Origin of the sequence: Streptomyces sp. NPDC085946, from assembly GCF_044540485.1 — a bacterium.
Lineage (GTDB): Bacteria > Actinomycetota > Actinomycetes > Streptomycetales > Streptomycetaceae > Streptomyces.
In genome coordinates this window covers 32,320-53,663 of the sequence record NZ_JBITSF010000008.1, presented here as the reverse complement: position 1 = coordinate 53,663, position 21,344 = coordinate 32,320, and the positions used below count along the sequence as shown (strand labels likewise).

Sequence of the window (21,344 nt, the reverse complement as noted above, 5' to 3'; positions counted from 1 at the left end):
CCGGGTCGGCCCGGCGGTCCGCGCGCACCGACAGGAACTCCACGGCCCCCACGGGGCCGGCGGGCGGCACAGAGCGAGCAGGGACGGAAACGGACATGGGTGAACGGCAGAGCGACGGCGGGCTTCCCGGCCGCCGGCGTGTGCACCCTGGCGGCCCCGCGGCACTCGACGGTGCCGCGCTGGAGGCGCTGCTCGCCGACGCCCTGCGCGGGGACGGCGTCGACGCCGAGGCCGAGCAGCGGGCGGTGGCGGCGTTCCGGGCCGCCCGGGAGGCCGGCGCGCACGGGGCGGCCGCCCGTACCCGCCGCCGGGACGACTGGCGGCCCCGGGCCCGGCGGCGTGCCGGGTTCTCGCTGAAGGGCGCCCTGTCCGTGGCGCTCGCCGGCCTCGCCCTGGGCGGGGTGGCGGTCGCCGCGACCGTCGCGTCCGGTTCCGGCGGCGACGGCGCCGGTGACGACCGGTCGGGCCCCCGCCCCTCGGCGAGCGCCCCCGGCCGGCTTGACGCCGGGTCCTCCGCCGCGGCGCCCGGCGCCGGTCCCGCCCGGCCGGACCACCCCGGCACCGCCCGGGACACCGAGGCCCACTGCCGCGCCTACGAGCAGGTCGGGGCGCGCGGCAGCGCCCTGGACGCGACGGCCTGGCAGCGCCTCGTCGCGGCCGCGGGCGGCGAGGGCAGGGTCGCCGCGTACTGCTCCGAGCGGCTGGCCGGGGCGACGGCGGGGGCGAAGCCCGACCGGACCGGCGGGCCGCGGAACGGCACCGGGAACGGCGAGGACGCCGCAAGCGCCGCGAACGGCGGCCCGGCCGGCGAGAACGGCACGGCGGGCAACGGCTCCGGCACCGCGGAGGGCGGCTCGGGCGCCGGCACGGGTGCGGAGAACGCCGCGGGCGGCGCGGACTCCTCCGGCAACGGCGCGGACAACGGCCAGGGCGGCTCCGCCGGCTCCAACGGCCGCGACGACGAGTAGCGGCTCCTCGCCGACCGGAACGAGTAGCGGCTTCCCGCCGACCGGAACAGAAGCGGAATCCCGCCCGTCGAGGCGTCCGCGGGCGGGGCACCGGAGCACCAGGGGCCCGGATCGGTCCCGCGCCTGCCCGGACAGGCCCGGAAAACGGAGCCCGGGAGCCCGGATCGGTCCCACGCCTGCCCGGACAGGCCCCGGAAAACGGAGCACCAGGGCCCGGATCGGTCCCACGCCTGCCCGGACGGGCCCGGAAAACACCGACGGGCCCCCGCCCGTGCCGCGCCATGGCAACGGCCGGGGCCGCCACCCCCCACAGGAGAGGCCCCGGCCGTCGCGCGGCACGGGCCGCGCGGCGGCCCGTACTCCCTACAGCGTCGGGCGTGCGGTTTGTGTCACACCCACCGCGTCACGAGTTGGTTGCGTCTTGTACCAACATGGACGGGGACCGGTTTCGCGTCGTAACGTGCCTTTCGCGCCAGGCCGCGGAGGACGACAGATTGCCGGCTGACCACAGCAACCACCCGCGGCCCCGAGACGGCGCACCATCGATGACCATCGCAAAATGGGGTGCGCGGTGCTGGGGGACGACGCGGAACTGACCGCCGCGGTGCGGGCGGCTCAGGACGGGGACGAGACCGCGTTCCGCACGGTGTACCGGGCCGTGCACCCGCGGCTGCTGGGGTACGTACGGACCCTGGTCGGCGACCCCGACGCCGAGGACGTGACGTCCGAGGCCTGGCTGCAGATCGCGCGGGACCTGGAGCGGTTCGACGGCGACGCCGACCGGTTCCGCGGCTGGGCCGCCCGCATCGCCCGCAACCGCGCGCTGGACCACATACGGATGCGCGGCCGCCGCCCCGCGATCGGCGGCGACGAGACCGAGCTGACCGGCCGGGCCGCCGCGTGCGACACCGCGGGCGAGGCCCTGGAGGCGCTCACCACCGACAGCACGTTCTCCCTCATCGCCCGGCTGCCGCAGGACCAGGCCGAGGCCGTCGTGCTGCGCGTGGTCGTGGGTCTCGACGCCAAGACCGCGGCCGAGACGCTGGGCAAGCGGCCGGGTGCCGTGCGCACGGCGGCGCACCGCGGTCTGAGGCGGCTGGCCGAACTGCTCGGCGGCGATCCGGAGGCGGATCCGGAATCCGCGGGCGTGCTCGACGCCGTACCGCCCCAGAGAGAACCGCGACGCCGCGCGGTGACGTCCGCGACTGTGACGCGTCCGCGCGCGCGGACGCAGAAGGACATGTGATGGCCGACGAGCAGTACAGGTGGCTGAACCGCGAGACGGCCGAGCGCTTGCTGCGCGGGGAGTCCCCCGGCACTGCCGACCCCGCCGCCCGTGAGCAGGCCGCACGGCTCGCCGCGGCGCTCGACGCACTCTCCGCCCCGTCCCCGTCGGCCGGCGGCGAACTCCCGGGCGAGGCCGCCGCGCTGGCCGCCTTCCGCCAGGCCCGCGCCGACCGCGCGGAACGCGCCGGAAGCGACGGGCACGCCGCGCCCCCCGCGTCGACGGACACCGCGCCGGCCTCCTCCGCCCACCCCGCGCTCGTCCGGATCGGCCGGTCCGCCGGTGCCCCGCGGCGTTCCCGCCCCGTGCGCTGGGGGCTGGCCGCGGCGCTGGCCGCCGGCATGGCCGGCGGTGTCGCGGCCGCCGCCGGAACCGGTGTGCTGCCGACCCCGTTCGACGGGGCCGGCCGGGACCCCGGCTCCTCCGTCTCGTCCGCCGCGACGCCTCCGGAGCGTCCGCCGGCGTCGTCCTCGCCGCGCGGGTCCGTGCAGGGCGGCGCGACGCCCGGCGGCCCGTCGGACAACGTTTCCGCGGGGATCGCCGGCGGCGGTGACCCGGGCACGCCGAGCGGGGGCGCCACGACGGGGTCGGGCGCCGACGACCCCGCCGACGCCTCCCGCGACCGGTGGCGGGGCGCCGCGTCCGCCTGCCGCGACCTGCGCGACGGCAAGGCGCTCGACGCCGGCCGCAAGCGTGCCCTGGAGGGCGCCGCGGGCGGCTCCCACCGGGTGCCGGCGTACTGCGAGGGCGTGCTGTCCGTGCCCGGCAGCGGCTCCCCGGACCGCGCGGGCGAGGACCGCGGCGGGGACAGGAGCACCGGTCAGGGCAACGGCAAGGCCGGCGACAAGAGCAACAGCGACAAGAGCAACAGCGACAAGAGCAACAGCGACAAGAGCAACAGCGGCAACGGCAACAGCGGCAGCGGCAACAGCGGCGACGGCGACGGTGGCGGCAACGGCAACGGCACGTCCGGGGGCGACGCCGGCAAGGGCCGGAGCGGCGGCCACCGCGACGGCGCCCTCGCCCCGCGGGCCCCGCGGGACCCCCAGGACGCCAAGGCCAGGACACTCTCCTCCGAGCCCTCGCCCGAACCCACCTACAGCGCGCTCTGACCTGCGCTTTTGTCAGTGGCGAAAAATTCTTCGCCGAGGGTGTGACGTTTTCGGCCGCCGAAGCGCAGTAATGAGTGAGCCGACTGGTCATCGGCCGTCGCACAGAGCCGGGGTTCCCCCCGTACCTGCGGCTCGTGCACCTGGCGCGGGCGGGACACGTTCCCCCGGTCCCGCCCGCGCCCCGAACTCCCCTCCCGCTCCGGCGCTCACCAGTGGACGACGACCTTGTCGCCGTTCCTCACCTGCGCGTACAGCCGGGCGATCGCCGCCTCGTCCCCGACGTTGACGCACCCGTGCGAGCTGCCGGCGTAGCCGCGGGCGGCGAAGTCGGCACTGAAGTGCACCGCCTGGCCGCCGCTGAAGAACATCGCGTACGGCATGGACGAGTCGTACAGCGTCGACCAGTGGTGCCGGGACTTCCAGTAGACGTGGAACACGCCCTCCCGGGTCGGGGTGTACGCCGAGCCGAAGCGGACCGCCGTCGTCGACACCGTCCGCCCGTCCACCATCCAGCGCAGGGTCCGGCTCTCCTTGCTGATGCACAGCACCCGGCCGGTCAGGCAGCGCGGATCCGGCGCGTCGGCCGGCTGGCCGCCCATCAGGTACAGCTCCCACCGGCCCGGTTCGTGCGTCATCGCCCGCAGCCGCTGCCAGGTGACGGTGTCGGTCCGCCCGGTGCGCGGCAGCCCGCGCTTGCCCTGGAAGCCCCGTACGGCCTCCTCGGTCAGGTCGTCGTAGATGCCGGTCGGGCCGTGCAGCAGCCAGGCGACCTGGCGCAGCCGGGACTGGAGTTCGCGGACGTCGCGGCCGGTGTCGCCGCGCGACCACAGCACCGGGGCGGGCGCGGCCGGTGCCTTCGGGGGCGGTGCGCCGTCCGGTGCGCCGCCGCCGTCCCCGCCGGAGGTGCGCGGCGCCGCCGGCGTACCGCCCGGCACCTCGATGCGCACCGGTGACCGGTGCCCGCCGCCGTCCGCGGGCTGCACCGTGCAGCCGCCCACCGCGGCCAGCGCCACCAGGGCGACCGCCGCCCGTCCCCTGCCCGTGCTCCGCATACAGCCCCCACCCGTCCCACCGGTGCGCCGAAACGACACAGGACATGTTCCCCGGCCCGGGCCCGCCGCGAACGCGGCGGCATTGCGGTGGACGGCGCCGCGGTGGAGGCTGTGAGCGAGGTCCCACCGAGGCTGTGAGCAAGGTCCCAGCGTGCCCCTGTCCCACGGGTGCGCGCCCGCCGCTACAGTCCGTCGGAGGGTCGGTCTGTACTGGCGGGTAACGGCGGGTCGCGAGAACCCGGCGGGTCACTCGAGCAACTGCTCAGCGGGAGGCATCACACCATGGCGCGCGAGTCGGAGTCCGGTCTGCCCATCGAGCCGGTCTACGGACCGGAGGCTCTGGAGGGCTGGGACCCGGCCGAGAAGCTGGGGGAGCCCGGCACGTACCCCTTCACCCGCGGCGTGTACCCGTCCATGTACACCGGCCGCCCCTGGACGATGCGCCAGTACGCCGGTTTCGGCACCGCGGTGGAGTCCAACGCCCGCTACAAGCAGCTGATCGCGAACGGCACGATGGGCCTGTCGGTCGCCTTCGACCTGCCCACCCAGATGGGCCACGACTCCGACGCCCCGATCGCGCACGGCGAGGTCGGCAAGGTGGGCGTCGCCATCGACTCGGTCGACGACATGCGGGTGCTGTTCGACGGCATCCCGCTGGACAAGGTGTCGACGTCGATGACGATCAACGCCCCGGCCGCGCTGCTGCTGCTCCTGTACCAACTGGTCGCCGAGGAGCAGGGCGTCGCCGCGGACAAGCTGACCGGCACGATCCAGAACGACGTGCTGAAGGAGTACATCGCCCGCGGCACGTACATCTTCCCGCCGAAGCCGTCGCTGCGCCTGATCGCGGACATCTTCAAGTACTGCAAGGCCGAGATCCCGAAGTGGAACACGATCTCGATCTCCGGCTACCACATGGCCGAGGCCGGCGCCTCCCCGGCGCAGGAGATCGCGTTCACCCTCGCCGACGGCATCGAGTACGTGCGCACGGCCGTCGCCGCCGGCATGGACGTCGACGACTTCGCGCCCCGGCTGTCCTTCTTCTTCGTCGCCCGCACCACGATCCTGGAGGAGGTCGCCAAGTTCCGCGCCGCGCGCCGGATCTGGGCGCGGGTGATGCGCGAGGAGTTCGGCGCGAAGAACCCCAAGTCGCTGATGCTGCGCTTCCACACGCAGACCGCCGGTGTGCAGCTGACGGCCCAGCAGCCGGAGGTCAACCTGGTCCGCGTGGCCGTCCAGGGCCTGGCCGCGGTCCTCGGCGGCACCCAGTCGCTGCACACCAACTCCTTCGACGAGGCCATCGCCCTGCCGACCGACAAGTCCGCCCGCCTGGCCCTGCGCACCCAGCAGGTCCTGGCCTACGAGACGGACGTGACGGCGACCGTCGACCCCTTCGCCGGGTCGTACGTCATCGAGAGGATGACCGACGACGTGGAGGCCGCGGCGCTCCGGCTGATGGAGAAGGTCGAGGACCTCGGCGGCGCGGTGTCGGCGATCGAGCGCGGCTTCCAGAAGCAGGAGATCGAGCACAGCGCCTACCGCATCGCCCAGGAGACCGACTCCGGCGAGCGGGTCGTCGTCGGCGTCAACCGCTTCCAGCTCGACGAGGAGGAGCCCTACGAGCCGCTCCGCGTCGACCCGGCGATCGAGGCCCAGCAGGCCGAGCGCCTGGCCAGGCTGCGCGCGGAGCGCGACCAGGCCGCCGTGGACACGGCCCTGGCCGCCCTGAAGAAGGCCGCCGAGGGGGAGGACAACGTCCTGTACCCGATGAAGGACGCGCTCAAGGCCCGGGCGACGGTGGGCGAGGTGTGCAACGCGCTGCGCGAGGTGTGGGGCACGTACGTGCCCTCGGACGCCTTCTGACCGGAAACGGCGCGCGGGAGCGCCGTGCGCGCGTGCGACACTCCTTGCCATGTTCGGCGTCATCGACCTCCCCACCTACCTGGCCGGCCTCGTCCTGATCGTCCTGCTGCCCGGCCCCAACTCCCTGTACGTGCTCTCCGTCGCCGCCCGGCGCGGCGTGCGCGCCGGGTACCGGGCCGCGGCCGGGGTGTGGTGCGGGGACACCGTGCTGATGACACTGTCGGCCGCCGGGGTCGCCTCCCTGCTGCAGACCGACGCGCTGCTGTTCGGGATCGTCAAGTACGCCGGGGCCGGGTACCTGACCTGGCTGGCGGTCGGCATGCTGCGGGCCGCGTGGGGGATGTGGCGGACCCGGCGGGAGCGCGGCACGCAGGACGCCCCGGCCGCCGGCGCCCCCGCCGAGCGGCCCTTCCGCCGGGCGTTCGTCATCAGCCTGTTCAACCCGAAGGCGATCCTGTTCTTCGTCGCCTTCTTCGTGCAGTTCGTCGACCCCGGCTACGCCTACCCCGCCCTCTCCTTCGCGGTCCTCGGCACCTTCGCCCAGCTGGCCAGCTTCCTCTACCTCAGCGCGCTGATCCTCGGCGGCACCCGGCTGGCCGCCGCCTTCCGCCGCCGCAGGCGCCTGTCCGCGGCGGCGACCTCGGCGGCGGGCGCGCTGTTCCTCGGGTTCGCGGCGAAGCTGTCACTGACGAGCGCGTGACCGCGTGACCGCGTGACCCCGGGCCGCCGGGACGCCGGTCAGGACGGCCCGGTGCCCGCGAGGCGGTCCGCGAGCCCGGCCGCCGCCGTGCGTCCCGTGCGTCCCGTGGGCGGGGCCGCGGCTACGCCGATGCCCGCGCCCGCCGGATCGCCCGTGCGACCACCGGCGGCAGCAGGTCCGCCGCCAGGCGGCGGGCCCGCGAGGGGGACGGGCGGGCGGCCGCGCGGGCGGTCGCGCAGGAGGCCGGGGCCGGGGCCGGTACCGGGGCGGTGCGGTGGCGGGACGGCGGGAAGGGGGGCGGCTGGGTGCGCCGGGCGTGGGCGCGGAGCAGGCGGTGGCCGGCGGCCCACTGCTCGCTCAGGTCGCAGTCGTCGCGCTCCCCGAGCATGCGGGACAGGGCCTCCTGCAGCGGCTCCGGGTCGCCCCAGGTGCCGTAGAGCTTCTGCGTGCTGAGGCAGACGGGGCGCAGCCCGCGGCTGAGCACCGCCTCCCAGGCGGCGACGGAGACGCCCGGGGTGTGCTCGGAGCGGAAGTCGTCGAGGACGACCACGCCGTCGGGGAGCAGGGCCGTGCGGGCCGCGCCGATGTCGCCGTACACGTGCTCGTACAGGTGCGAGGCGTCGATGTGGACGAAGCGGCAGGAGCCGGGGGCGACGTGCGAGGAGATCACGGACGTGGGGCCCTGGACCACGGTGGGCAGCGCGTCGTGGAAGGAGAGGTAGTTCCGTTCGAACGCCTGCCGGGTGAGCGAGCCGTACGACCTGGTCGTCTCGGCCCGGTTCGCCCGGTCGGGGGCCTCGCTCCCGAACAGGTCGCAGACCGTGAACGTCTCCCCGTCACCCAGGTGACGGCCCATCAGGATGGCGCTCTTGCCCAGGTAGACGCCCAGTTCCAGCAGGTCGCCGCGGACCCCGTGCGCCTGCTGCTGTTCGAGGAACCAGGTGAACAGCACCTGGTCCAGCGGGGGGAACCAGCCGGGGACGTCGGCGAGGACGCCCGGGTACGTGTCGGTGGGGTGTGCGTTGGCCATGGCACGAGCCTGCGCCGAGAAACCCGGACAAACCACCATCGGACCCCACGTGTCGTGAAGACGGCCGGCGCACTCGGGTGTCAGCGCGTCCGGGACAGCGCCGCCCGCAGCCGCGGCGTCAGCGGCTTCTCGACGTACCGGTGCAGCAGCCAGGCCAGGACCAGCATGACCGCGATGGTCAGGAGGAAGGTCGGGGCGGAGGCGATGCCCAGTCCGACGTGCAGGGTGTGGATCACCACCCAGCCCAGGTGCTCGTGCACCAGGTAGAACGGGTACGTCAGCGCGCCCGCCACCGTCAGCCAGCGCCAGTTCACCTGGTTCAGCCAGCCCAGCGCGATCGCCGCGACCGCCAGGAATCCGACCGTCACGACGAGCACGATCCCGAACGAGGTGCGGTGGGAGAAACCGCCCGCGTCCGGGGCGTGCCACAGCCCCCGCACCGCGTGGTGCTGCCCGATCAGCCAGCTCACGCCCACGATGCCCCACGCGTAGGCGTCCCGCCGGTCGCGGTGGACGAGGTACAGGCCGATGCCGCCGATGAAGAACGGCGCGTACTCGGGCATCAGCACCAGGTCGAGCAGCGGCTCGTCCGCCGCCCGGGCGATCGCCGCGCCCAGCGTCCAGCAGGCGCAGAACAGGATCACGCGCTGCCGGCTCGCCCCGGGCAGCACCACGCACAGCGCGAACAGCGCGTAGAAGCGGATCTCCGCCCACAGCGTCCAGCACACGCCCAGCACCCGGTCCACGCCCAGCGGCATCTGGAGCATCGTCAGGTTCACCAGCGCGTCGCTCGGCGAGACCGCCCGGTAGGCGACCGCCGGCAGGGCGAACACCGCCGTCACCAGGACGACCGCCACCCAGTAGGCGGGCAGCAGCCGTGAGGCGCGGGAGGCGAAGAACGACCGCAGCGGGCGGCCCCAGCCGCTCATGCAGATCACGAACCCGCTGATGACGAAGAAGATCTGCACGCCCAGGCAGCCGTAGGCGAAGAACGAGGACAGCGACGGGAACTGGTCGCGCGGGGAGGAACCCCAGGCCTTGCCGACCTCGCCGTCCCGGCCGCCGTAGTGGTACGCCGCCACCATCAGCGCGGCCACCAGCCGCAGCCCGTCCAGGGCCCGCAGCCGGGGCTCCCGGCGCCCGGCCCGCGGGCGGGGCGCCTCGGTGGGGGGCGGGACGGGGCGGACCACGGCGCCCGTGGGATCCACCCGGGTGTCCGCGGGCGTGTCGATCACAGGGATCCCCTCGTCGGAACAGGGACAACGCACAGCACGTTAATCCGATGAACAGTGTTTTCCCGTCCGTGGGAGCGACGGTTCCCCGACCCGTCCGGAGGCGTTCACCTCCCCGTCGCCGGAGGTTTCAGCGGCTCACCGCCCGCTTCAGCGAGCGCGCCCGCCGCGCCACCCGGCGGACGGTCGCGTTGCGGGGGATGAACGCCAGCTGGGCGGGTACCCCGCCGGGCAGGCCCAGGGAGGTCAGCCGGCGGCGCTTGAAGTAGCGCCAGGTGCGCTGGTCCAGCCGGGTCGTCAGGTACCGCTCGGCGGCCGGGCGCAGGCCCGGGTAGATCTTGGACTGCATGGCGTAGCCGACGGCCCGGACCAGCTCCGTCAGCTCCTCCACGGTGGCGCCCCGGCGCTGCTCGCGGACGGCGTCCGGGTCGTCGAGGCCGGGCAGCAGCGCGTCCACGACGGTGACCGGGATCCGGTTGCTGTTCTCGTACGGCGTCAGCCGGTCCAGCAGGGTGTCCGTGCCCAGCCGCGCCACCGGCAGGCCGTACAGCGCCGAGGCGGTCAGCAGCGCGGTGGAGAAGCAGCCGACGACCAGGGCCGGCCGCATCCGCTGGTACAGCACCTCGGCGAGGACCGGGACGTCGAGCACGGTCAGGTCGGCGCCCAGGCGCTCCGCCTCCCGCTCCAGCTTCCGCGACCACTGGGCCGGCGCCGAGGGGTGCGGCTTGAACACCACGCGCCGGTGGCCCAGCCCGACCACGCCGCGCAGCATCCGCACGTGGAGGTCCTCCTCCTCCTCGGCGGTGAGGATGTCCAGCGCGGCCAGGTACTGGCCGAGCAGCAGCGGCGCCCCCTCCGGGACGGGCAGCTCGGGCGCGCCGGCGCCGAGCCGGTCGAGCACCTTCAGGAAGGCGTCCGTCGGCACGATCTCCGGCTCGACGCCGAACTCGGTGAGCAGCAGCGGCCGCAGCCCCGGCACCAGGTCCAGGTGCAGCACGCGGCGCACCCGGGTGCCGACCAGCGGGTCGATCTTGAAGCGGGTGGGGCCGTAGCTCATCAGGCCGTCCGCGTACACGTCGACCGGGACCCCGCCGAAGATCTGGCAGACGGCCAGGGCCGGGTTGACCTGGATGGACTCGACCGCCAGCTCCACCCGGTCGTCGCCGAGGTCCCACAGCATCCGCAGGTACCGCTCCCACAGCACCTGGTCGTCGGGGCGCGGCGCCCAGCCGCCCGGGTGGAAGGGCGCGATGGCGTCGTTCCAGGACAGCACGCCGTCGAACCGGTCGCACAGCTGCTCGAAGGCCGGGGTGGTGTCGAAGGCCGGGCTCAGCTCCGGCGTCGCGCCGTTGTTGCTGACCAGCAGCAGCCGCCGGTCGGCCGGGCCGAAGCAGTCGGAGTCGATCGCGGCGGCCAGCGTGGCGGCGCCGTACAGCGTGGAGGCGCAGAAGATCTGCGTGGTGCGGGGGGCGGGAGGCGTGGTGGTCATGCCGCGGCCTCCGCGGCCGGGGCGGGCCTGCGGCGCAGTCGGCGCAGTTGGGTGGCGCGGTCGAGGTCCATGGAGTCCAGGGTTTCGTTGAGCAGGTTCTGCGGCATCCGGCGCAGGGCCGCGGCGCTCGACGAGCGCAGCTTGCGGGCCACGTGCGGCTCGAACTTGTCGATGGTCGCCAGGTGGTGGGTGATGATGGCGCAGTAGGTGCGCACCGCCTTGGGCAGGAACCGCTCGGCGTCGGGGTCCTCGGCGGTCTCCGCCAGGACGCGGTCGAAGGAGCGGATGAAGTCCAGCTGGCGGGTGTCGCCGATCTGCGTCAGCGAGGAGGCGACGCCCCGGCGGTAGAAGATGCCCGTCACGTCCGGGACGGCGAAGGACCGCGCCTTGCGGTGCAGCCGCCATATCCACGGCCGGTCCTCCGCGGTGCGCAGGTCCTCCGGGAAGTGCAGCAGCCCCTCGTCGACCAGCCGGCGGTGGTAGGCGCCGGCCCACGAGTACGGGTAGTCGACCGGGGTGGAGCGGTCCGCCGGCAGGATCACGTCACGGGGCCGGACCACGGTGTTCCGGGGCCCGAAGGGCACGCGGTAGAGGCTGCGCTGACTGCCCGTGAAACGGACGTGGTCGGTGCGCACGAAGTCGCAGCCGAGGTGCTCGATGCTGTCCACCAGCCGGGCGAAGTAGCCCGGGGCGGCCCAGTCGTCACCGTCCATGAAGGTCAGGTACTCGCCGCGTGCCGCGTCGATTCCGGTGTTGCGCGCGGCGGACACCCCTTTCTCGGAACGTCTGATGAGCACGGCGCCCGGCAGTTCGCGTTCGGCGCGTTCGAGGATTTCCTTGGTGCCGTCCGTCGAACAGTCGTCGACGAGGATGAACTCGAAGTCCTCGCGCGCGTTTGCGCGCAGGGACCGCACGGCGTCCGGGGCGTATTGCTGCACGTTGTAGAACGGCACGATGACGGAGAGCTTGACCACGTCGACGACGGTAGGTCGCGGCCCGGCTCGCGTCTTTACCCCCAACTGGATGGGGGATGAACGACGCGTGGCGAAGCGGTGAATCCAGTTTTCCCACGGGCGATTCCCGGGCCGATTCGCCGTTCGGCGGCGTGCTGTTAACCGTCTGTTGCTTTCGGGTTGGGCAGAACCTAGGAATGCCTTCCTAGCGTCGTCGACGTGCCAGCAAGTGCAACGAAGTTCCCGCGGGTCGCCGTTCTCGCGGATTCCGACACCCGGTGGAAGTGGGGCGCGCTGACCGCGCAGCGGATCGCGTCCCGGGACACCGGCGGTGACGGCATCCGGCTCGACGGCTATCTGCTGCGGGGCCGCGCCACCCCCACCGCCCGCCAGTTGGACGAGGTCGGCGTCCGCGCGGACTCCCTCCGCGAGGTCACCGCCGTCGAGTTCCTGCGCGCGCTGCGCGACGAGCCGTACGACGTGCTCGTGCTCGCGCTCGTCGGCGGCGGGGTGCAGGCGATGCTGCACGGCCTCAAGCGGGTCTGGGAGGACCGCACCGACCGGCCCGTCGTCGTCACCGGCTACGTCGGCGTCGTCTACGAGAAGCTCGCCGACGGCCTGCTGCTGCGGCACGGCGCCGACCTGGTGCTCGCCAACTCCCGCCAGGACGCGGAGCGGTTCCGCGCCGTGTACGAAGGGGTCGGCGCCGACGCCTCGGCGGTGACCGAGGTGGCGCTGCCGTTCCTCGGCGGCACGCCCTACACCGGTGAACACGACCCGTACACCGTGGTGTTCGCCGCGCAGCCCTCCGTCCCGGAGAGCCGCAGGGACCGTGCCTACCTGCTGGAGCGGCTCGTCCGGCACGCCCGGCTGCACCCCGAGCGCGAGGTGCTGCTCAAACTGCGCTCCAAGCCGGGCGAGCACACCACGCACCTGGAGGAGGTGCCGTACCAGAAGCTCGCGCAGCGGGCCGACCCGCCGGCCAACTTCCGCCTGGTGTACGGGCACATGGGCGAGGTGCTGGACCGCACCGACCTGCTGGTGACGGTCAGCTCCACGGCCGCGCTGGAGGCGCTGCACCGCCGCATCCCCACCGTGGTCCTCACCGACCTCGGCATCCGCGAGGCCCTCGGCAACCACCACTTCGTCGGCTCCGGCTGCCTCGCCTCCTGGGACCGGCTCGACGCCGGGCACCGGCCGGTGCCCGACGAGGAGTGGGTGGCGCGCCAGGGGGTCGCCGCCGACGGGTCGTACGCCACCGCCTTCGACGCGGCCCGCGAGCGGATCGCGAAGCTGCTCCGGCGGCCCGGCGGCCTGCCCCCGCTGACCCCGTACTACACACCCGGCACCGCGCCCGGCTACCTGCCCGGCATCCTCGCCCGCCACCACCTCGGCCCGGACGGCGCCCCGCTGCCCGGCGCGCCCGCCGCGGACAAGGAGCCCGGCCCGGTCCGGCAGATCGTGCGCCGGGCGGCGCGCGGCGCCTACCGGCACGGCGTGCAGCGCGTGGCGCCGGTGATCCGGCGGATGGGCGAGCTGTGACCGCCGCCGTCCCCCGACCTGCCCAAGGAGTAGATCCCATGTCCCACCCGGAAGCGGGCCCCGGCGCCGCGGTGCGCCGCGTGCTCGCGGTGATCCCCGCGCGCGGCGGCTCCAAGGGCGTGCCCGCGAAGAACCTCGCGCCCGTCGGCGGGGTGCCGCTGGTGGCGCGCGCGGTGCGCGAGTGCCGGGCCGCGCGGCTGGTGACCGACGTCGTGGTCTCCACCGACGACCAGGCCATCGCGGCCGCCGCCCGGCAGGCCGGCGCCGAGGTCGTGCTGCGGCCCGCCGCCATCGCCGGCGACACCGCCACCTCCGAGGCGGCCGTGCTGCACGCCATGGAGGCCCACGAGGCCCTGCACGGCGCGCCGGTGGACGTGGTGCTGCTCGTGCAGTGCACCAGCCCCTTCCTGGTCCGGGAGGACGTCGACGGCGTCGCGGCGGCCGTCGTGCGCGACGGCGCGGACACCGCGGTGACCGTGGCGCCGTTCCACGGCTTCCTCTGGCGCGACGCCGGCGAGGAGGCACGGGCGGCCGACGAGGCCGGGCCCGGCGCCCGCCCGGAGGGCGGCTACGGCGTCAACCACGACAAGTCCTACCGCCCGCGCCGCCAGGACCGCCCCCAGGACCTGCTGGAGACCGGCGCCGCCTACGCCATGGACGCGGCCGGCTTCCGCGAGCACCGGCACCGCTTCTTCGGCCGCACGGAGCTCGTCCGCACCGACCCCGCGCGGGTGCTGGAGATCGACGACCCGCACGACCTGGCGCGGGCCCGGGCGCTGGCGCCCCTCTTCGACGCCGACCGCCCCGGCGCGCTGCCGACCGCCGACGACATCGACGCGGTCGTACTGGACTTCGACGGCACCCAGACCGACGACCGGGTGCTGATCGACGCCGACGGACGGGAGTTCGTCTCCGTGCACCGCGGGGACGGCCTCGGCATCGCCGCCCTGCGCAGGAGCGGGCTGCGGATGCTGGTCCTGTCCACGGAGCAGAACCCGGTCGTCGCCGCCCGGGCCCGGAAGCTCAAGCTCCCGGTGCTGCACGGCGTCGACCGGAAGGACCTCGCGCTGAAGCAGTGGTGCGAGGAGCAGGGCATCGCGCCGGAGCGCGTGCTCTACGTCGGCAACGACGTCAACGACCTGCCGTGCTTCGCCCTCGTCGGCTGGCCCGTGGCGGTCGCGAGCGCCCACGACGTCGTACGCGGCGCCGCACGCGCGGTCACCGCCGTCCCCGGCGGCGACGGCGCGATCCGGGAGATCGCCGGCTGGATCCTCGGACCCTCGCTCGACTCTCTCGACCCCCTCACCAAGTAAGGACACCCCCTGTCATGAGCACCAACTCCCGCATCCGCCAGCTCGGTTCGCGCGAGGTCGGCCCCGGCCGCCCCGTCTACGTCACCGGCGAGATCGGCATCAACCACAACGGCGACATCGAGAACGCCTTCAAGCTGATCGACGCCGCCGCCGAGGCCGGCTGCGACGCGGTCAAGTTCCAGAAGCGCACGCCGGAGATCTGCACCCCGCGCGACCAGTGGGACATCGAGCGCGACACCCCCTGGGGCCGGATGACCTACATCGACTACCGCCACCGCGTGGAGTTCGGCGAGGACGAGTACCGCCAGATCGACGAGTACTGCAAGTCCAAGAACATCGACTGGTTCGCCTCCCCGTGGGACACCGAGGCCGTCGCCTTCCTGGAGAAGTTCGACGTCCCCGCCCACAAGGTCGCCTCCGCCTCGCTGACCGACGACGAGCTGCTGCGCGCCCTGCGCGCCACCGGCCGCACGATCATCCTGTCGACCGGCATGTCCACCCCGAAGCAGATCCGGCACGCCGTCGAGGTCCTCGGCAGCGACAACATCCTGCTCTGCCACGCCACCTCGACCTACCCGGCCAAGGCCGACGAGCTGAACCTCCGCGTGATCAACACGCTGGAGAAGGAGTACCCGAACGTCCCGATCGGCTACTCCGGCCACGAGACCGGCCTGCAGACCACCCTCGCGGCCGTCGCCCTCGGCGCCGTCTTCGTCGAGCGCCACATCACCCTGGACCGCGCCATGTGGGGCTCCGACCAGGCCGCCTCCGTCGAGCCGCAGGGCCTGACCCGCCTGGTCCGCGACATCCGCACCATCGAGGCCTCCCTCGGCGACGGCGTGAAGAAGGTCTACGAGTCCGAGCTCGGCCCGATGAAGAAGCTGCGCCGCGTCACCGGCGTGGTCGCCGAGGCGGAGATCGCCGCGGCGGCGGGCGAGCCGGTCACCGTCTGAGCAGCCCGCACCCCGAACAGGTCTGACGACGGGACGGTCGTACGCCGATGAGCCCCCGCGCCGGGAACACCGGCCCCCACACTCTCGCCTTCGTCGAGAGCCCGGTACAGCTGCTGAACGTGCTGGAGTGGGCGCACACCCGTGCGCCCGGCGGGGGGCTCACCCTGGTGGTGCTGTCCCCGATCGACCCGATGACCCGCGGCCAGCTGCGGCGCATGTCCGAGCTGGCCCGCGAGGAGGGGCACGAGGTCCGCTGGGAGGAGGCGCGGGGCGGTGCGGCGGCGCCGTTCCAGACCGTCGGCGGACTCACCGGCATGCTGCGCCGCGCGCGCCGGGTGGTCCTGGGGGACCCCTTCTCGCGCTACGTGCAGCTGCTGCTGACCATCACGCGGGCCCGCGACCTCGTCGTCGTCGACGACGGTACGGCGACGATGGAGTTCGTCGGCCAGCTGGCCCGGGGCGAGCGCCTGGTGCGCTGGCACCGCAAGGGCGGCCGTCCGGGCCCGCGTGACCTGATCTTCGCGCCGGTGTCCTCCGCGGCCCGGCGCCGCCTCACCCCGAGCACCCGGCGGCAGGTGGAGATCTTCTCCTCCATGCCGATGACGGACGCGCCCGACGGCGTCACCGTCCGCGCCAACGCCTTCGCCTGGACCCGGGAGCGGTTCGGCCCGCCGCGCCTGACCAAGGGCGCCGACCTCGTGGGCACCTCCCTGGTCGAGACGGGCGTGGTGGACGGCGACCGCTACCTGGCGGCCGTCCGCGCCCTGGCCGGGACGCACGGCGCGACCCGCTACTTCGCCCACCGCCGCGAGAGCACCGAGAAGCTGCACCGCCTCGCCGTGGAGACCGGGCTGGAGATCGTCCGTCCCGAACTGCCCCTGGAGCTGATAGCCCGCCGCGGCCCGATCGGCCGCACGATCGTCAGCTTCCCCTCCACGGTCGTCCACACCCTGCCGCTCGCGCTGGCCGGCACCGAGGTGCGCGTCGCGGTGTGCGACATCGACCCCGCCTGGCTGACCGACCACGCCTCGCCCCGCGCCGAGGGCTTCCTGTCCGGGGTGACCGGCGCGGCGAAGGGCGTGCACCGGCTGTCGGCGGTGGCCGCGCCGGGCGCGGCCTGACCGCACGCGCCGTGCCTGAGGGCGCGCCCGGCTCGCGAGGGGCGCATCCCGGCGCCCGGGCGGCCTCGTCCCGCCCCGCTCCGGAGGCCTGTCGTCCCGGATGCCGGGAAACCGTTCGGTACAGACCCGTGCAGGGGCGCCGTACGAGGCCCGGGTCACCCGCAGGAGTCCGGGTACGCGGCCGTGCGGACGGCTCGCTGCGGGGCGGCCGTCCCCGTCCGCCTGGCGAACAGGTCGGCCTACCCTGGGCGGGGCGTGGTATGCGTGGAAGGAGGGACGGGTGCCGGTGGCACCGTTCGGTGTGGTTGATCTCACGCGACGTGGGCGCGGCCGTCCGCTCGGCCGTGAGGACCGGCGAGTTTACCCATCCCCGTTGACAGGTATGCGTGGGGCGATCAGATTTTCTTCCCCTAACGGGCTGAAATTTTGTTGATCGCCGGTCGGCCGACCGGCCCGGCCCCCTACCCTTCAAAGGGTGAAGCAATTGATGTCACCGGAGTCCGAGGTCGAACTGCCCCAGGAAGCCGTGCTCCCCGGCGCGCTGCCCGAGACGCTGCGCGCCGAGCTCGTCGCGTTCCGCCGCGACCTGCACATGCACCCGGAGCTCGGCAACCAGGAGTTCCGCACGACCGCCGCGATCAAGGAACGGCTGGAGCAGGCCGGGCTCCGGCCACGCGTGCTCGACGCCGGGACCGGACTCGTCTGTGACATCGGCGCGGAGGGCGGCCCGGCGGAGGGGCGGCCCGCCGTGCTCGCGATGCGCGCGGACATCGACGCCCTGCCCATCCCGGACATGAAGGCCGACTGCCCGTACCGGTCGACCGTGCCCGACCGCGCCCACGCCTGCGGCCACGACGTCCACACGACCGTGGTGCTCGGCGCCGGGCTGGTCCTCGCCGACCTGCACCGGCGGGGTCTGCTGCCCCGGCCGGTCCGGCTGATCTTCCAGCCCGCCGAGGAGGTGCTGCCCGGCGGCGCCGCCGACGCCATCAAGAGCGGGGCGCTCGACGGGGTCGGCGCGATCATCGCCGTGCACTGCGACCCCCGGGTCGACGCGGGACGCATCGGCCTGCGCGAGGGCCCCATCACCTCCGCCTGCGACCGGCTGGAGATCACCCTCGACGGCCCCGGCGGGCACACCGCCCGGCCCCACCTGACCACCGACCTGGTCACCGCCGCCGCGCGGGTCGTCACCGACGTCCCCGCCGTCGTCAACCGGCGCTTCGACAGCCGCAGCGGGCTGGCCGTGACCTGGGGCCGCATCGAGTCGGGGCACGCCCCGAACGTCATCCCGCAGCACGCGGAGCTCTCCGGCACCGTGCGCTGCCTCGACATCGACGCGTGGCGGCAGGCGCCCGACGTCGTGGTCGCCGCGATCGACGAGGTCGCCAACCTGCACCGGGCCAAGTCGGAGATCACCTACGTGCGCGGCGTCCCGCCCGTGGTCAACGAGCCCGGCGTCACCGAGCTGCTGCGCGACGCCATGATCGCCCGGCGCGGGGCCGAGTCCGTCGTCGGCACGGAGCAGAGCCTGGGCGGCGAGGACTTCTCCTGGTACCTGGAGCACGTGCCCGGCGCCATGGCCCGGCTCGGCGTGCGCACCCCCGGCGAGCGGATCGTGCGCGACCTGCACCAGGGCGACTTCGACGTCGACGAGTCGGCCATCGCCGTCGGCGTGGAGCTCTTCACCGCCGCCGCGCTCATCCACGGGCTGCGCTAGGGGCTGTCGTTCGGACCGCGCCGCGGACGCGGGGCCGACGAGGGACAGCCGATTCCCCGCGGCCTGATCCGAACGGCGGCCCCCAGGGCCGGCCCGGCCCCCTCGCCCCGTTCCGGTTGCGGCCGGGCCGGGGTGGGTGCAGCCTGGGTCCCGGGCCGCACGGGCATGCGCGCGGCGTTCCGAGTGCGCCTTTCGGGCACCTTCGATCCGGTGGTTCACAAGGACGTAACCGGCCATCGGCACGAATGGATAACGGCCCCGCGGTACCCCGTTCCCAGGAGTGTCTACGCGCGTTAATGTGCGCCGAACCGAGCACCCGCTGCGGGGCTTTGGAGAATGGGGAGCTTCAGATGCGTCGGATATCCAAACTGACCCGCGCCGCGGTGGGGGTCGCGTCGCTCGCACTCGCCGCCACGGCCTGCGGCGGTACCAGCAACGAAGGCAGCGGTGGCGACGGCGGCACCGAGGGCGGCAAGGGCCTCGCCATCGCCTACGACATCGGCGGCAAGGGCGACCAGTCCTTCAACGACGCCGCCTTCGCGGGGCTCACCAAGGCCAAGGACGAGTTCGGTTACGAGACCCGTGACATCGAGCCCACCGAGGGCGAGACCGACGCGGACAAGGAGCAGCGCCTGGCCTCGCTGGCCAAGCAGGGCTACGACCCCGTCATCGGCGTGGGCTTCGCCTACGGCCCGGCGATGGAGGCCGTGGCCGCTAAGTACCCGGACACCACCTTCGGCATCGTCGACTCCGTGGTCGAGGGCAAGAACGTCGCCTCCCTGGTCTTCGCCGAGGAGCAGGCGTCGTACCTCGCCGGTGTCGCCGCCGCCAAGGCCACCAAGACCGGCACGGTCGGCTTCGTGGGCGGTGTCGACATCCCCCTGATCCACAAGTTCGAGGCCGGCTTCAAGCAGGGCGTGCAGGACACCGACTCCAAGGTGAAGGTGATCCCGCAGTACCTGACGCAGACGGCGGAGGAGGGCGGCTTCTCCAGCCCCGACAAGGGCAAGGCCGCCGCCGAGGGCCAGATCGAGAAGAAGGCCGACGTCGTCTACCAGGCGGCCGGTCTGTCCGGTCAGGGCGTGATCGAGGCCGCCGCCAAGGCGAAGGTCTGGGCGATCGGCGTCGACTCCGACCAGTACAAGCAGGCGGCCCTCGCCCAGTACAAGGACTACATCCTCACCTCCGCCCTGAAGGACGTCGGCGGCGCGGTGTACGCGCTGGCGAAGTCGGTCGAGGACGGCAAGCCGCTGACCGGCACCCAGACCTTCGACCTGAAGGTCAACGGCGTCGGCCTCTCCGAGAGCAACCCCAAGTTCGCCGAGGTCGAGGGCCTCACGGACGCGGTGGCCAAGGCCAAGGAGGGCATCATCGACGGCTCCATCAAGGTCAAGACGGAGTAACCACCCGGGGCCGGCCTCCGACGGCCGCCCCACACGCCACGCGCCAGCGGGCGGGCACCCGGCCAGGGTCCCGCCCGCTGTGCCGTTCCCCCGGGAGCGGGCGCGGGCGGCGGCCCCGCGGCCGGCCCGCCCGCGCGGTCCGCCGAGGCCTCCCGGAACACCCCGGCGGAAAAGAAGGACGGAGGGCCGGCAGGGCCCCGCACGTCACCCACCGCCACCCCCCGTTCGCGGTCGGCAAGGTCCCGCCCCCGGTGCGGGAGACGTTGGCCACGGGCGCATAACAAGGTGGACAGAAGGGGTTTTCAGGCAGGTCTACGCGCGTTAATCTGCGGCGAAGCCAGCGTCGATGCTGAACCGTCCGGCGCTGTGCGACCCCGAGGATGTACGGGCACGCCCCCCGCGCCGCCCCGCACGTACTCTCGCCACACCGGCCCGAAGCCCCGCAGCCCCCGCTGTGAGGCCCGCGTCCGGCACCCCGAGAGCACGCCCCGAACGACGTGGGACCGCACCCCTACCCCGCGGACCCGCCAGTACGACTAGGAGCACCACACATGCGCCGGATTTCCCGGATCACGGTCGCAGGCGCAGCGACCGCCTCCCTGGCCCTCGCCCTCGCCGCCTGCGGCTCCACCTCGACCTCCGGCAGCGGCTCGGACGAGAAGGGCGACAAGGGTCTCGCCATCGCGTACGACGTCGGCGGCAAGGGCGACCAGTCCTTCAACGACGCCGCGTACGCCGGCCTGGAGAAGGCGCAGAAGGAGTTCGGCTACGAGACCCGCGACATCGAGCCCACCGAGGGCGAGACCGACGCGGACAAGGAGCAGCGCCTGGCCTCGCTGGCCAAGCAGGGCTACAACCCCGTCATCGGCGTGGGCTACGCGTACGCCGCGGCCGTCAAGGGCGCCGCGGAGAAGTACCCCGACACCACCTTCGGCATCGTCGACGACTCCACGATCACCGCCGAGAACGTCGCCGACCTGGTCTTCTCCGAGGAGCAGGCGTCGTACCTGGCCGGTGTCGCCGCCGCCAAGAGCACCAAGAGCAACGTCGTCGGCTTCATCGGCGGCGTGGACATCCCGCTGATCCACAAGTTCCAGGCGGGCTTCGAGCAGGGCGTCAAGGACACCAACCCCAAGGCGAAGGTCCTCTCCCAGTACCTGACGCAGACGGCGGAGGAGGGCGGCTTCTCCAGCCCCGACAAGGGCAAGACCGCCGCCGAGGGCCAGATCGAGAAGAAGGCCGACGTCGTCTACGCGGCCGCCGGCCTGTCCGGTCAGGGCGTCATCGAGGCCGCCGCCGCCAACAAGGTGTGGGCCATCGGCGTCGACTCCGACCAGTACAAGCAGGAAGCCCTCGCCAAGTACAAGGACGCGATCCTCACCTCGGCGACCAAGGACGTCGCCAAGGCGGTCTACAACCTCGCGAAGTCGGTCGAGGACGGCAAGCCCGAGACCGGTATCGTCAGGGGCGATCTGAAGACCGGCGAGGTCGGCCTCGCGGACTCCAACCCCAAGTTCAAGGCCGACGCCGAGCTCCAGGAAGCCATCGAGACGGCCAAGGAGAAGATCATCAGCGGCGAGATCAAGGTCAAGAGCAGCTGACACGGCT

The 21,344-nt window shown here is 73.7% G+C and carries 17 protein-coding genes; 12 read left to right on the top strand and 5 right to left on the bottom strand.

The features are described 5' to 3' along the window. Window positions 1-95 precede the first annotated feature (95 nt). From ACIF8T_RS17685 to ACIF8T_RS17675, 3 genes are all read left to right on the top strand, one after another. A complete protein-coding gene (locus ACIF8T_RS17685; RefSeq protein WP_400035960.1) occupies window positions 96-968 on the top strand; it encodes a hypothetical protein in 873 nt (290 codons plus the stop codon). 571 nt (window positions 969-1,539) lie between these two features. Continuing rightward, a complete protein-coding gene (locus ACIF8T_RS17680) occupies window positions 1,540-2,214 on the top strand; it encodes an RNA polymerase sigma factor (RefSeq protein ID WP_400036408.1) in 675 nt (224 codons plus the stop codon). Next, complete coding sequence (locus tag ACIF8T_RS17675; RefSeq protein WP_400035958.1) at window positions 2,214-3,365, top strand: hypothetical protein; 1,152 nt, start codon at window positions 2,214-2,216, stop codon at window positions 3,363-3,365. The genes ACIF8T_RS17680 and ACIF8T_RS17675 overlap by 1 nt, the downstream gene beginning before the upstream one ends. A gap of 206 nt (window positions 3,366-3,571) precedes the next feature. Here the strand turns inward: ACIF8T_RS17675 and ACIF8T_RS17670 are convergent, their stop codons facing one another. Then, window positions 3,572-4,417, bottom strand: a complete 846-nt coding sequence (locus ACIF8T_RS17670) for a L,D-transpeptidase family protein (RefSeq protein ID WP_400035957.1) — start codon at window positions 4,415-4,417, stop codon at window positions 3,572-3,574. Between the two features lie 282 nt (window positions 4,418-4,699). Between ACIF8T_RS17670 and ACIF8T_RS17665 the strand changes: the two genes are divergently transcribed. Both ACIF8T_RS17665 and leuE read left to right on the top strand, forming a co-directional pair. After that, complete coding sequence (locus ACIF8T_RS17665) at window positions 4,700-6,280, top strand: methylmalonyl-CoA mutase (RefSeq protein ID WP_400035955.1); 1,581 nt, start codon at window positions 4,700-4,702, stop codon at window positions 6,278-6,280. Between the two features lie 49 nt (window positions 6,281-6,329). After that, window positions 6,330-6,980, top strand: coding sequence for a leucine efflux protein LeuE (leuE, locus tag ACIF8T_RS17660; protein WP_400035953.1), 651 nt, complete (start codon window positions 6,330-6,332; stop codon window positions 6,978-6,980). A 121-nt stretch (window positions 6,981-7,101) separates the two neighbouring features. On the opposite strand, the gene ACIF8T_RS17655 is transcribed toward leuE, so the two are convergent. The 4 genes from ACIF8T_RS17655 to ACIF8T_RS17640 form a co-directional block, all read right to left on the bottom strand. Further along, window positions 7,102-8,010 (bottom strand): class I SAM-dependent methyltransferase, encoded by a 909-nt coding sequence (locus tag ACIF8T_RS17655; protein WP_400035951.1) that lies wholly within the window; start codon window positions 8,008-8,010, stop codon window positions 7,102-7,104. Between the two features lie 80 nt (window positions 8,011-8,090). Continuing rightward, a complete protein-coding gene (locus ACIF8T_RS17650) occupies window positions 8,091-9,245 on the bottom strand; it encodes an acyltransferase family protein (RefSeq protein WP_400035949.1) in 1,155 nt (384 codons plus the stop codon). Between the two features lie 127 nt (window positions 9,246-9,372). Beyond that, window positions 9,373-10,731, bottom strand: coding sequence for a polysialyltransferase family glycosyltransferase (locus ACIF8T_RS17645; protein ID WP_400035947.1), 1,359 nt, complete (start codon window positions 10,729-10,731; stop codon window positions 9,373-9,375). Next, entirely contained in the window at window positions 10,728-11,705 is a 978-nt protein-coding gene (locus tag ACIF8T_RS17640) for a glycosyltransferase family 2 protein (protein ID WP_400035945.1), read from the bottom strand. Before ACIF8T_RS17640 ends, ACIF8T_RS17645 begins: the two co-directional genes overlap by 4 nt. Before the next feature lie 198 nt (window positions 11,706-11,903). On the opposite strand from ACIF8T_RS17640, the gene ACIF8T_RS17635 reads away from it, so the two are divergent. The 7 genes from ACIF8T_RS17635 to ACIF8T_RS17605 all read left to right on the top strand — a co-directional run bounded on the left by ACIF8T_RS17635 (window position 11,904) and on the right by ACIF8T_RS17605 (window position 21,337). Then, window positions 11,904-13,226 carry a DUF6716 putative glycosyltransferase gene (locus ACIF8T_RS17635; protein ID WP_400035943.1) on the top strand — a complete coding sequence of 441 codons (1,323 nt, stop codon included), beginning with the start codon at window positions 11,904-11,906 and terminating at the stop codon, window positions 13,224-13,226. A 38-nt stretch (window positions 13,227-13,264) separates the two neighbouring features. Continuing rightward, complete coding sequence (locus ACIF8T_RS17630; protein WP_400035941.1) at window positions 13,265-14,539, top strand: cytidylyltransferase domain-containing protein; 1,275 nt, start codon at window positions 13,265-13,267, stop codon at window positions 14,537-14,539. A 14-nt stretch (window positions 14,540-14,553) separates the two neighbouring features. After that, window positions 14,554-15,492, top strand: a complete 939-nt coding sequence (locus ACIF8T_RS17625; protein WP_400035939.1) for an N-acetylneuraminate synthase family protein — start codon at window positions 14,554-14,556, stop codon at window positions 15,490-15,492. A gap of 47 nt (window positions 15,493-15,539) precedes the next feature. Then, window positions 15,540-16,613, top strand: coding sequence for a hypothetical protein (locus tag ACIF8T_RS17620; protein WP_400035938.1), 1,074 nt, complete (start codon window positions 15,540-15,542; stop codon window positions 16,611-16,613). Window positions 16,614-17,100: 487 nt separating this feature from the next. Beyond that, window positions 17,101-18,333 carry a M20 family metallopeptidase gene (locus ACIF8T_RS17615; RefSeq protein WP_400036406.1) on the top strand — a complete coding sequence of 411 codons (1,233 nt, stop codon included), beginning with the start codon at window positions 17,101-17,103 and terminating at the stop codon, window positions 18,331-18,333. A 350-nt stretch (window positions 18,334-18,683) separates the two neighbouring features. Next, entirely contained in the window at window positions 18,684-19,736 is a 1,053-nt protein-coding gene (locus ACIF8T_RS17610; protein ID WP_400035936.1) for a BMP family protein, read from the top strand. 551 nt (window positions 19,737-20,287) lie between these two features. Further along, window positions 20,288-21,337, top strand: a complete 1,050-nt coding sequence (locus tag ACIF8T_RS17605) for a BMP family protein (protein WP_400035934.1) — start codon at window positions 20,288-20,290, stop codon at window positions 21,335-21,337. Window positions 21,338-21,344: the final 7 nt, after the last annotated feature.

Bases quoted from the DNA above. Each gene is read 5' to 3' on its own strand.
- ACIF8T_RS17610 (WP_400035936.1), top strand. From the start codon at position 18,684: ATGCGTCGGATATCCAAACTGACCCGCGCCGCGGTGGGGGTCGCGTCG.
- ACIF8T_RS17615 (WP_400036406.1), top strand. From the start codon at position 17,101: ATGTCACCGGAGTCCGAGGTCGAACTGCCCCAGGAAGCCGTGCTCCCC.
- leuE (WP_400035953.1), top strand. From the start codon at position 6,330: ATGTTCGGCGTCATCGACCTCCCCACCTACCTGGCCGGCCTCGTCCTG.
- ACIF8T_RS17630 (WP_400035941.1), top strand. From the start codon at position 13,265: ATGTCCCACCCGGAAGCGGGCCCCGGCGCCGCGGTGCGCCGCGTGCTC.
- ACIF8T_RS17665 (WP_400035955.1), top strand. From the start codon at position 4,700: ATGGCGCGCGAGTCGGAGTCCGGTCTGCCCATCGAGCCGGTCTACGGA.
- ACIF8T_RS17685 (WP_400035960.1), top strand. From the start codon at position 96: ATGGGTGAACGGCAGAGCGACGGCGGGCTTCCCGGCCGCCGGCGTGTG.
- ACIF8T_RS17670 (WP_400035957.1), bottom strand. From the start codon at position 4,417: ATGCGGAGCACGGGCAGGGGACGGGCGGCGGTCGCCCTGGTGGCGCTG.
- ACIF8T_RS17620 (WP_400035938.1), top strand. From the start codon at position 15,540: ATGAGCCCCCGCGCCGGGAACACCGGCCCCCACACTCTCGCCTTCGTC.
- ACIF8T_RS17625 (WP_400035939.1), top strand. From the start codon at position 14,554: ATGAGCACCAACTCCCGCATCCGCCAGCTCGGTTCGCGCGAGGTCGGC.
- ACIF8T_RS17605 (WP_400035934.1), top strand. From the start codon at position 20,288: ATGCGCCGGATTTCCCGGATCACGGTCGCAGGCGCAGCGACCGCCTCC.
- ACIF8T_RS17655 (WP_400035951.1), bottom strand. From the start codon at position 8,010: ATGGCCAACGCACACCCCACCGACACGTACCCGGGCGTCCTCGCCGAC.
- ACIF8T_RS17645 (WP_400035947.1), bottom strand. From the start codon at position 10,731: ATGACCACCACGCCTCCCGCCCCCCGCACCACGCAGATCTTCTGCGCC.
- ACIF8T_RS17675 (WP_400035958.1), top strand. From the start codon at position 2,214: ATGGCCGACGAGCAGTACAGGTGGCTGAACCGCGAGACGGCCGAGCGC.